We start from the raw sequence: 11826 nt of genomic DNA, 5'->3' as shown, positions 1-11826 counted from the left end.
TTACGAATTTACATTTAATCTCTCGGGCTTCAATGATTCTAACAAGGGTAGGAATCGCATCCTCGCTTGCGTTCACCTTCAACTCATCGATTGGAGCAACTGCGGGGAAACGCTGTCCCTTCCTCCATTTGGGTTACGGACATAGAAGCCTCTATTTGCTGAATTCGTCGCCAATTATGATAGTTACGGACATCAGTTCCGCTATTTGCAATAAAAGCAGAGATTATCAGTTGTTTTGTCTCATATAACGGCTCTCATGTCCGTGAAACGATCAAAACCCCTTTGAATTCTGATATAACGGATCTGATGTCCGTTAACTCCGTGCAAAACGCTAGAGCTACTGAAAAGAGGATTGAATAACCCGAGTTGCTGATTCATATATGTTTTTAGAGATTACCGACAACACGTCAACATAATCCGTTTTAGCATGGCTAAACCTTCCTTTTCGAGGATAAGACAAATAGATTGAATTGTAAGCTAATAAAGATTACGATATACCCATATTCAAACATATAAAAAGAGGGGTGCGAATGAACGTATTTTTAAAGAAATGGATACATGTATTAGGCATTCTATCCATACCTATTCAAGGATTGATCTACGTTTGGATCGGCAAAAGCATTGGACCCGATGTATTTCACAACTATTATTGGCTTGATACTCAAATTCCGTTTATTCGTTGGTTTATATTTCCTTATATAAGCTGGATGCCGCTCCTTTATATTAGTTTTCTATATCTAGCGATCGTCAATCGCCGCGTTTATTTCCGAACACTCATTATGTATAATTCGGCCGTCATGGCATGCAATCTTTGCTTTTGGTTCTTTGCTACTTATGTACCGAGGCCAATCGTCGAGAGCACGGATATAGCCGGTTATCTTGTCAATTTCATCTATCAATCCGATGCTCCCTACAATTGCTTTCCAAGCATTCATTGCTTGACGAGCTATTTATTATTGATGATCTTAAAGCGCGACGTTGTACTTCCCTCGTATTTGCGCATCTTCTTCAAAATTTTGCTGTGGCTTATCATCGCATCTACCGTATTCATCAAGCAGCATTCCATTTTGGACGTATTTGGCGGCATTCTAATTGCTGAAATCGCCTATCGAGCAGTACACTACGTCTCAGCCCAGTATATAAAACGAGAAAAACAGGTCACGGAAAGCATATAGCTGCTAATCTGCTGCAGCTAGGCCATGACTGACTGCATCCATGCAAGACAAGAAAAGAGACCCTAGAGGTCTCTTTTTTCTCGCATGCATGGCAGTCACATCCCGAATTTCGATATGTGTTTTTCAGACATGATATAATCACGATATACAATCCAACACTTACTCGTTCGGGAGACAAATGAATTATGATAACGAATTGGCATGAGCGGTTTGCGCTCAGTACCGCGTCCCTAGACAACCGCACTCGAAACGTCGAATATGTAGAGCTTGCGCTTGCGACTATCAATCCATTGCAGCCGTCTCTTGCTCCTGCGATGAAGCCGCTATTTAAGCTTCATGCATATTTGTTCATACTGGAGAGGCTGACGAAGCATGCCTTCCAGCACGGAACCTTTATTGGATACCACACCGATGCCGCTATTACCGAAGTACAAGAGGAAATGACAATCTTATTCGAGAATGGGTCGGCTATGACCGAGGCTGCTGACCCCGAGCTATGGCAGTACCTATTCGAAACACTCTCTTACCTTCGCCAACAAATGCTGACTCATTCAGGAGCTCAGTTCTATTTCACCATGCCGTATATCTTGCTATGGAAAAATGTGATTCGCCCTTACCGCCATGATTCCAGCCTATATATAGAAGAACTGGAGCATCTGCATGCCGCACAAGAGGCGTTAGGCGATTCGCTATCACGCTACAATTGGCTCCTTGCTGAGAGCAAGATGAACTTCTACCTGTCACGGGATCAACAAGCTTTGGAATATGTTACGGAATTGAGCAAAAATAAAAGCTTCAAGCCGGTTCATCTGCTTCAATTCTTCTATGATCTGTCCGATGCAGAAGAATGGCAGCGGCTGCTCGATTGGCTCACTCAGACTGCTTCGCTGCTGGAGAGGCAGCGCTCGGAAACGTTAGGCATGTATTTCCGCTGCTGGAATGAAGCTGCGCAGCACCTCCCATCCGCAGAGCAGCATATGTGGGATCTGCTCATCAGCATGCTGCCTTACTCAAGATCCATTTACGAGGACATGCTTCTCCAAAATGGGCATTGGAAGCAGTGGATCGATTACCAGCTCAGCACCGGACGAGAGCCGCTCGATTATCGTGTCACCGTCTTGGCTCCTATTGAGAAAAATGCGCCGGAGGCTCTGCTTCCCTTCTATCATCAGTCAGTCGAGAAGTATGTGCTGCTCAAAAACCGTTCCGGTTATAAAACAGCTGCCAAGCTGCTTAAGCGATTGGCCAAGCTATATAAGAAATTAAAAAATGACGAGCAATGGGACGTTTTCATTACCGCCTTCGCCTCACGCCACAGCCGGCTGCGCGCACTTCAGGAAGAGCTAAGGAAAGGAAAATTAATACCATGAGCAAGTTTACTAAATCGATTAAAGTCCATGTTAACCTGACTAATTACGGCGATGCTCTTCTATATGGATTTAACAGCGCAGGCGAGGAATGCTCTGGTCTTAGCTTAAAGCACAGCTTGTTCGCTTGGCATGCGCCTTCCATTTACGGAACTGAGCTGGAGGTTCAGCAGGCTCAGGAGATGGAAGTTATTCTGCTTCCAGCCGAAGAGGTCATTCCCTACTTTGCGGAAAGGAAGTGGCTGGAGCATATTGAATGGTCTTGGGGGGAAGAGGCGAAGCTGCTGCTTCAGCTTGCTCCTTTCCTAGCGGAAGACATAGAGGCCAAAAAATATTTGCCAAGCTTCGCAGCTTTTCAATCCAACAATGGCAAGCTGCAATGGATATGGGACGAGGCAGCGCATCGTGAGAATTGGCAAGCGATGCAGGTCGATTCCGAAACAAATCCAAGCTTTCAAGCTGGACTGCAGGCTGCATTCTCCGCTGCCGTATTTCAACGCCATTACGGAACAGAAACAGGCGCCGCGGATTTAAGAAGGGAATACCCGCTGCTGTTCGCCAAAGACCACGCGTCTATCGCCGGCCTGAATGAGCAGGAATGGCTTATTGCAATCGGCTGGAAAGCAGATCTAGCTGCTTTCCGGCCTGCTCTGCAATTGCTGGAGCCCGAGGATACCGAGAACTCTTGGCAGCTTAAGCTTATTTTGCAGGATAAGCTTGATCAGGCAGCCGTTGTATCGGTGCGTCTCTCCGAAGAAGGCGAAGCCTTCGGTTCTTGGCCTTCGGACTGGTCATTTGCTGTACGCGATCGCTCCGCAGGCTGGCTTGACCGCTTGAAGCATCTACTGCCTAAGGAACGGCTGTCCGGCAGCCGCGAGGATGTCCTGAATGCCCCAATGGCCAATGAGGCGGCTTGGCAATTCTTAACCGAATACAGCCATCGATTGCTAGAAGCCGGCTGGCAATTGCTTCTCCCAGCCTGGTGGGAGGCAGCCAGCCGGAAGAAGCCTCGTCTTCGGGCCAAGGTAAGCTCAGGGAACGGAGGCAAAGGCGAATCCTTATTTGGGCTTGATTCGCTCATTGACTTTGATTGGCGCATCTCCATAGGCGAGACCGACCTGACTGAGGAGGAGTTTAACGAGCTGGCAGCCCGCAATGAACGGCTGGTCCGCTTTCGGGGGAAATGGATCACGCTTGACCCTGCCTTGCTGAAACAAATTCGCAATGTAATGCAGAGTGTAGACAGCTCGCAAGGATTATCCTTTCAGGATGTGCTTCAGCTGCATTTGCTTGGCGGCAATGACAGCTCCGAGAGCGAAGCGTCTGAACAAGCTCTTGAACAGGAGACGCGCATCCAGCTTGAGGTTGAGCTGAATGCGCATCTCAATCAGCTCATAAGCCAGCTTGGCCAGCAGAATGAGTGGCCCGCAATTGCAATTCCAGCGGGGCTGCGAGCCGAGCTGCGCGATTATCAGCAAAGAGGGTATGCTTGGCTTGTATTTCTAAGACAATTCGGGCTAGGCGCTTGTCTCGCGGATGATATGGGGCTTGGAAAAACCGTACAGCTCATTTCCTATCTGCTCCATCTGAAGGAAACGACGACAAAGGAGAGAGATGGCGCTCCTGCGCTCATCATTTGTCCAACCTCAGTTCTCGGCAACTGGCAGAAGGAAATAGGCCGCTTTGCTCCGTCGCTGAAGGTCATGCTTCACTATGGCAGCAAGCGGCCCCAGGAGAAGGAATTTCGTCGTGAAGTGATGGAGGCCGATGTCATTCTCACTTCCTATGCAACCTCAACACTGGATCAAGATCTGCTCAAACAGTTTACCTGGGCAACTATTTGCCTGGACGAAGCGCAAAACATCAAAAATGCCGGAACTAAACAATCTACAGCTGTTCGCAGCTTCTCAGCAAGGCATCGCATTGCACTTACAGGGACGCCAATCGAGAATCGGCTATCTGAGCTTTGGTCGATTTATGATTTCATAAATCCGGGTTTTCTAGGCAGCTCGCATGGCTTCCAGAAGCGATTTAGTCAAGCGATTGAGAAGGAGCATGATGCCAAGCGAACGGCAGATTTGCAGAAGCTCGTTAAACCGTTTATGCTGCGGCGGAAGAAAAAGGATCCCTCCATCCAGCTCGACCTGCCGGAGAAGAATGAGATGAAAACGTATTTACATCTCACTGCGGAACAAGGCGTTCTTTACAATCAAACCGTTAATCAGCTTATGGACCGTATGCAAAAGCTGGAGGGCATCGAGCGCAAAGGCGCCATTCTGTCCGCCATTACGCAGCTCAAGCAGATTTGTGACCATCCGATGCTGCTGACGAAGGAGCCTATTCCCGATATATCCGCTGCCGCGGATGGTGGCGCAGAGGCTGAATTATTAATCGAACGCTCCTCTAAACTGGAGCGGCTCCTTGCCATGGTCAAGGAGCTGCGGGATGAGGGGGAACGCTGTCTAATATTCACCCAATATATCGGCATGGGACAGCTGCTGCAGCAGGTGCTTCAGCAGGAGCTGCAGGAGCCTATTCTCTACTTAAACGGAAGCACAACCAAATTAGCTCGCGACCGCATGATCGAGCAGTTCCAAGGAAGCACGCTGCCGCCGGAAGAACAGCCTAACGTGTTCATACTATCAATTAAGGCGGGCGGTGTCGGTCTTAACCTAACGGCTGCCAACCATGTATTCCATTTCGATCGGTGGTGGAATCCGGCTGTTGAGAATCAAGCAACGGACCGGGCCTACCGTATGGGTCAAACCCGGGACGTGCAGGTGCATAAATTCATTGCGCTGGGCACACTGGAGGAGCGCATCGATGAGATGCTGGATAATAAGTATCAGCTAAGCGAGAATGTCATCTCCAGCTCCGAAGGCTGGATTACCGAATTGTCTACAGAAGCGCTGAAGGAGCTCTTTACTCTAAGGCAGGATTGGAGTGGATCTTAACGATCCGCTTCTATTTTCTGTAGTAGTCCTATTTTCAAATAATACCTTCCGTTTGCGCTTTTTCCGTCGCCTGGCTTCTGCTTGTCACCTCTAGCTTTGAATAAATAACGGATAAATAATTGCGTACCGTCCCCTCTGCCAAAAACAACTTCTCTGCAATTTCCTTATACTTCATTTTCTCTGATAAGCACTGAAGCACTTCCAATTCTCTATCCGTCAAGCCATATTCATTCGTTTTATCCTGCTGCCGCATAATGGTCTGTACCAGCTGTTTGGCCAGCTGTTGCGTAATGATCATTTCCCCGCGGTACAGGAGTCTGATTTTGGACAAAAGCTCTCTTGAAGGAATCGCTTTTTCGATATACCCCTCTGCACCTAGATGTATGGCCTCCATAGCCAGTTGTCGATCATGATCCGAAGAGGTCATTACCATTAATTTAATAGTCGGCGATATCTGCTTAATACGGCTGATGAGCGAAATATAATCCAGCTCCCCATGATTGGTTGCCAGCAATATAATATCAGGCTGCATACGCTCGCACAGTTCCGGCAATAATACTCCTCCCGAAGGATCTGCTATCGCTTCCATATCCTCCTGCATGGAGAGAAGGGCCATTAACGCCTCTCGAACGATCGGCTCAGAATCCGTTACAACGACTTTAATAGGCTTATGCACGCTATTATCGGCAATCGGCAGCGTATACGTAACCGTTATTCCTTGATTGAGAAAAGATAATATTTGCAGATTACCACCAGCTTGCTCCAGCTGCGCCCCTAACTTATCAAGCCCGCCCAAGAGCCTTTCCTCTTCGCTGCCTTGACCGTCATCCTCCACGATAAGCTCCACATGCTTAGGTGAATATTAGACCGTAACACGGATATGAGCGGCATGCCCTTCCCTTCTGGGGAGAGATATGGATTCATGGAGACAACGGACCAAAAGAAGCGTCAGCTCTTTGGCAATGCTCTGCTCTTCCCCCTTTACTCGAAGCAGCACTTCGATCCCCGTGCTTTCAAACTCATCTATGGCAAGGCTAATCATCGCATTTAATGAAAGCTTCATTTCCAGCGGCTTCAGCTCTTCGACTGCTCGCTTAACCTCTTCCAAGCCCGTCTTCGTAATGTCCATAACATGACTAATCATTCTTTTTTCCCGTTCTGTCGAGAGCTCGCTCCTTAATGACTCCAGGCTCAGTGCAAGCGTCGTATATGTATGGCTAATAGAGCCCTGCAGCTCATCCGATATCCGGTTTCTTTCTTTAAGCACGGAATGCTGCTCCACTTGCTTCGCATATTGTTCCAGCAATCGATATTGCTCTTCAATAATGTTGTTTTTATGTTCAATTTCGCTTTTGGCCGATAGAAGGAAGTGAAAAATATATCCGAGCGCGGAATAAATGATGCAGGATATCGCAATTGAGAAATAAGATACAGGCGCCTCAGGCAAAAGAATGACGGGCCCGGCTAGCGCGATAACGATCAGGCAAGCGCCTGATGCTTTGTACATTTTACGTTCATTATAAAAACCAACCATTATCGTATACAAAACTAAATTGCCTGCTATTAGATGATCAACAGAGCAAAAGTAAGGAACAAGGATCGCCAGCATGACTAGCTCAGCTATGAGGTACGCCTTTTTCCCCATTTGCAGGAGCCCTAAGGGAACAGCATAAGATGCTGTAATGAATACAACCAACAACCAAATAGGAAAAGTGATGTTCTCCGAAGCCCTCACCGTGAAATATATGACCGAAATAAAACCGATTGTTCGGATGAAATAAAGTATCCAATCATTCCATTTAAGTCTCCAAGCCAATAGAAACACCCCTGTTTTATCATCCTTTTTTTACCTAATTTATTCTACTCGCTTGTTCTTATTTTGTCATGCAAAGTTATGACATCCGTGTCACTGTCCGTATGACACGCCTTTTGCTTAATATGTGAGTAATAAATCTAACAAATCAGCGAAGGAGCTTCCCCCATGATTCAAAAAAACAATATGCTTTCCAAGGCCGCTTTATATGTAATAATGATCGTTTTATTAGAAGCGACTCTTCTCGTTCTACCCATCTCTCTAAATACGGCTTATTTCATGTTTGTACCGTTTCTCGCTGCTATTCTGACGATGCTTCTGACCAAGGAAGCGCTGCAGGCATCGGCATGGAAATCACTCAGCTTTCATTCCTTCGATGGCCGATCATTTATCGTTGGTCTCCTTACCCCCATGCTGCTCATCGGCTGCAGTTATGTCATTGTATGGTGTGCTGGATGGGGCAGCTTCGGGACTGCTCCGGAATACTCCGGCAGAGCAGTGGAATTGGTTATTCAGTTTATAGTTATGTTAATTGGAGGAGCGGTCACCGTAGTTTTGGGCGAGGAATTTGGCTGGCGCGGATATTTGCTGCCTAGACTAACGAAACTGGGCATGCGCAAGGCGCTCATCTGGAGCAGTATCATTTGGGGATTGTTCCACTTGCCTATTATGTTCTTCACGGACTTATATCATAGTGATGTGAATTTGTACGTCTATATTCCATTGTTCATGGCGAATATCGTCTTAGCTGGAATATTCATTGGTTATCTACGCTTGAAGAGCCGCAGCATTTGGCCTGCGCTTATCGCCCATAGTGCACATAATTTAGCATGGCAGTACGGAGACCTATTTACCCAAAATCAGACGCCTATTGTCAAGTATATGACGGGAGACGCAGGTATTCTGCTCATTCTAGGCTACGCTCTTGCTCTCTTCATAATAGTTAGGAAGGATGCAGGAATGGCCTCAAAAAAAGAAACAGGCTCTCTCCCAGCAGGGGGAGAAAGCCCAAATCTCAGTTCTTAATGAAAGCAGTGATTCGCTCCATAATTTGAGCAAGCTCAGCGCGTGTTACCGATCCACGCGGATCTAGTTTATTAGCCGCTTTTCCTCGGAAAATGCCCAGCTCAGATGTAAGATCGACGGCATCTACCGCCCAGCCTGCAATCTGATCGCGGTCCGCATAAGCGGCTTTGCGTTCAGCAGTTGCAGGCATGGTCATGAGCAGCTCATACGCTCGCTTCAGAATGACAGCCAGCTCTTGGCGCGTAATAGCTGAATCCGGATGAAATGATTTTCCTCCGGTACCCTTCACTAATCCCGCTTCAAAGGCAGCTGCAATGTAAGAAGAAGCTTCCGATTTGCTGTCTACATCGTCGAACGGCTTGCTGGATGACGGTTTGAGTCCTAGACGCTTAGCAAGAGCAACCGTCACTTCGCTCCGGCTTGCTTCAGCGCTTGGTTTGAACAGCGTAGAAGTGATTCCTTGTAATTCATGCTTAGACGTCATCTGCTGGATAGCCTCATATGCCCAGTGAGTTGACGGCACATCGCTGAAGGAGATGCTGTATTCAGCCAGCGCATACTTGCTGAGATGTGGCAGATCCGCTTTGACTTCATTACCTGACTTGGTTCCGCCCATGTATTCAGGACGGCCCTTGTCATTCAAATAATATACGCCAAGCTTGGATGCATCCCCTTGCGCCGGAACAGGGAAGCTTACTGTAAAAGGCTGAGCCAATTGCGAAATCGATTGCTTGCCCTCTTGCGATTCCCATATCAATTGAATGTCGTATATCTTCCCGCGAATTGCAAAGCTTTCATTGGATGGATATACAAGTGATCCTTGAAGCTCGCCTGCCTCTTTCTCAGACAATGCTTGGGCTTTGAATACGAGCTTGCCCTCTTTGCCCTGCCCGATTGAAAGCGCCGCTTGAATACTTGCATTCGGTATATGAATCGTCAATCCATTCACATTCAGCGTAATATCGCTGCTGCCTACAAGCTTCAGAACATCCTGCGACATTACCGAATCAGTCTGTCCGTCAGCAAGCATAATGCTTATGTTTCCATCCTTATCCTTCTTCAAATCATCAACCGTAATGATCTTTTGTACCGGTGGGCTAACGGACGGCGATCCCGTCGATGTTCCTGATGTTGGTAATCCGTATGTCTTCATATTTGACGGCAGCTCGTCACGCGTAATTACATAATCGCTGTTGTAGACCTTATTTAGATGAGCAGCAGTGTTGTTCTTGCCATCAGTAATATAATTACCAGTCCAAGTGCTGAACCAGCTCCAATCGGCGCGATAGGCTTGCAATAGATCCGGATCAGGAATCGGTCCGTTCTCCGGCAGCGCAACCAGCTTCCGGTCGTTAACGACGGACACAGATTGTTGATATTTGTTAATATTCGGACTGTAATCGCCTGCATTATTATAGATATCCTGACTTATAATATCAACCACATCATCGCCTGGATACCAGTCCGCGGAAGGGGAGTTCCAAACCCAAATGAGATTGTTCAGGTGATGATAATTAGTAAGACGGTCATACATGAGACGGTATAGCTGCTTCGCAGGGCCGGGGCCTTTGGCTCCCCACCAGAACCAGCCGCCCTCCGCTTCATGAAGCGGTCTCCACAGCACTGGAATTTCAGCGTCCTGCAGCCGCTTCAATTGAACGGCAATGGCGTCTATATCTCTCAAGATGAGACGATATCCTTCGGACTCCTTATCATTGAGCGCAGCCTTAACATCGAAGGTTGTATGCTCGGTATAGAAGCCTCTCCACCATTCATGGCCCGGCTCATTTCCGCCAATGCCGAGCGGCGCATTCCAGTGCCAGCAAAGGGAAATGAGACCGCCGTCCTTCGCCCATTCCATCATCTCTTCAACCGCCATCGAGCTCGAGCCATTCTCAACACGCGATGGTGAATATTCGATGAGATCATGTGACAATATGGCCGGGTATTTCCCCGTTTGTTCTTTAATCCATTTGGCCATGCTTAATTCCTGCTGACCGGAAAGAATCTTCTTGCCGTAATTATCAACAAGATAGTTGATTAGAGCCTGCGCCTCAGGTGTAGCATTCGGATTTACCAGCTTCTTTTCTACTTGGTGAGGTGCCGGTGCTGCAGCAGGCGCGAGAGTAATATAATCAATGTTATACCAGCCCCAGCCATTATTGAAACGGATAGTATTCTCACCGGCTTGCAGTAATACTTTCCCCCCAGAAATCTCATTAAAGGAAACTGTTTTCGGTAAAGTAATTTGACCGGATTCTTTCCCATTAAGTACTAAAACAGTGTCTTTTGGACCAAAAGGGCTATGATAACCGATTTTCAAATCATATAAGCCTACTGCCGGGACGGTATATTTCAGCGTAAGGAATCCATCACCGCCAAAAAATACATATCCTGTACCAGAATAACCTTCGATTACATCATTGGTGTCACTCGGAACACCAGATTTAATCGCTGCTCCGCCCCCCAATTCTCCAGACTCTGCTTCAATTTTTACAGATGGTCCGCCCGGCTGCTCAGGCTCTCTTGCTTGAAGCAGGATGTCATCCAAATAAATCGGTCCAGCGTAAGTTAGAGCGGAATTTTTCTGCAGTTGAATAACAAGCTGACTCTGTGTCAATCCGTACGGCAAAATAATATTTTTATGAATCTTTACATATTCTTGTCCATTCAAAATAACCGGATCTGATTTAAGATCGATAATATTGTGGTGGCTATTATCGAGATCTGTCCAAGCCTCTCTCAGGCTAGTTCCTACATCCAACGTTCCTTCGAATGCTACAGGTACATAAACATCATATACCAGCTTCTTATAATCGGATAAGTTTAGTCCATGGTCCAGTGTAATTGAAGCAGTCTGCCAGTCTTTACCTGTATAATTGGCATTAACCTTCAAAGCGTAAGAGTTGTTCTCCCTCTTCAAATCCTGGCTTACCTCAATAGGATTATTGGCAGCGAACTCTCCCCAGCCTTTAGCCCATCCGTTAGTAGTGCCATCCTCAAAATTAATGAGCTTGTCACCTACGGTCGATGACTGATCGGCATAAGATACATTCTCAAACGGTAATAACATCGAACATAACAAAGAAAAACAAATAAATGCAGAAACGATTTTTATCCTCTTAATCACTGTGTTCAACTCCTCCTTTAATTAGGTGAAATTTTAGGTAACAAATGTAAAACCAAACAATTATATCATAAATAATAGCGCTTACAATTACAAGTCCTAATCTAAAAAACGTAGATTTTATGTTTAGGACGTTTTGACTATTGCTTTTTAACTTAAATGCATAATAACAAACAAAATAACAATATACATTATTAAACCTTATTTTTAGACTTCATAACCTAACATAAAATTCCACTAATGATTTTATGCGCAACAAAACCCTTTCGCCTATGGATGAAGAAAAGCAAAAAGGCCCTAATAAGGGCCCAACTGAAAGCATACCAATTCGCATTTATCAACACACTAGTATAGGATTAGTTTC

The 11826-nt window shown here is 46.4% G+C and carries 7 protein-coding genes; 4 read left to right on the top strand and 3 right to left on the bottom strand.

The genetic code is table 11. The annotated features are described in order from the left end of the window. Positions 1-530: 530 nt before the first annotated feature. The 3 genes from CEF13_RS01720 to CEF13_RS01710 all read left to right on the top strand — a co-directional run bounded on the left by CEF13_RS01720 (position 531) and on the right by CEF13_RS01710 (position 5496). Positions 531-1175, top strand: a complete 645-nt coding sequence (locus tag CEF13_RS01720; RefSeq protein ID WP_102709133.1) for a phosphatase PAP2 family protein — start codon at positions 531-533, stop codon at positions 1173-1175. 185 nt (positions 1176-1360) lie between these two features. Then, the gene (locus CEF13_RS01715; protein ID WP_102709132.1) at positions 1361-2545 is read left to right on the top strand and encodes a hypothetical protein; all 1185 of its coding nucleotides are present in this window, start codon (positions 1361-1363) and stop codon (positions 2543-2545) included. Beyond that, the gene (locus tag CEF13_RS01710; protein ID WP_102709131.1) at positions 2542-5496 is read left to right on the top strand and encodes a DEAD/DEAH box helicase; all 2955 of its coding nucleotides are present in this window, start codon (positions 2542-2544) and stop codon (positions 5494-5496) included. The genes CEF13_RS01715 and CEF13_RS01710 overlap by 4 nt, the downstream gene beginning before the upstream one ends. 34 nt (positions 5497-5530) lie before the next feature. On the opposite strand, the gene CEF13_RS01705 is transcribed toward CEF13_RS01710, so the two are convergent. Both CEF13_RS01705 and CEF13_RS01700 read right to left on the bottom strand, forming a co-directional pair. Then, positions 5531-6331 carry a LuxR C-terminal-related transcriptional regulator gene (locus tag CEF13_RS01705; RefSeq protein ID WP_102709130.1) on the bottom strand — a complete coding sequence of 267 codons (801 nt, stop codon included), beginning with the start codon at positions 6329-6331 and terminating at the stop codon, positions 5531-5533. Between the two features lie 27 nt (positions 6332-6358). Continuing rightward, a complete protein-coding gene (locus tag CEF13_RS01700; RefSeq protein ID WP_102709129.1) occupies positions 6359-7312 on the bottom strand; it encodes a sensor histidine kinase in 954 nt (317 codons plus the stop codon). Between the two features lie 165 nt (positions 7313-7477). On the opposite strand from CEF13_RS01700, the gene CEF13_RS01695 reads away from it, so the two are divergent. Beyond that, positions 7478-8335, top strand: a complete 858-nt coding sequence (locus tag CEF13_RS01695) for a CPBP family intramembrane glutamic endopeptidase (protein WP_102709128.1) — start codon at positions 7478-7480, stop codon at positions 8333-8335. Here the strand turns inward: CEF13_RS01695 and CEF13_RS01690 are convergent. Continuing rightward, positions 8325-11465, bottom strand: coding sequence for a glycosyl hydrolase (locus CEF13_RS01690; RefSeq protein ID WP_102709127.1), 3141 nt, complete (start codon positions 11463-11465; stop codon positions 8325-8327). The genes CEF13_RS01695 and CEF13_RS01690 overlap by 11 nt on opposite strands. Between the last annotated feature and the right edge of the window lie 361 nt (positions 11466-11826).

The sequence above is a fragment of the Paenibacillus castaneae genome, assembly GCF_002884445.1.
Lineage (GTDB): Bacteria > Bacillota > Bacilli > Paenibacillales > Paenibacillaceae > Pristimantibacillus > Pristimantibacillus castaneae.
Note: the sequence above shows the minus strand (reverse complement) of the source record. Positions and strands in the feature narration are given on the sequence as shown.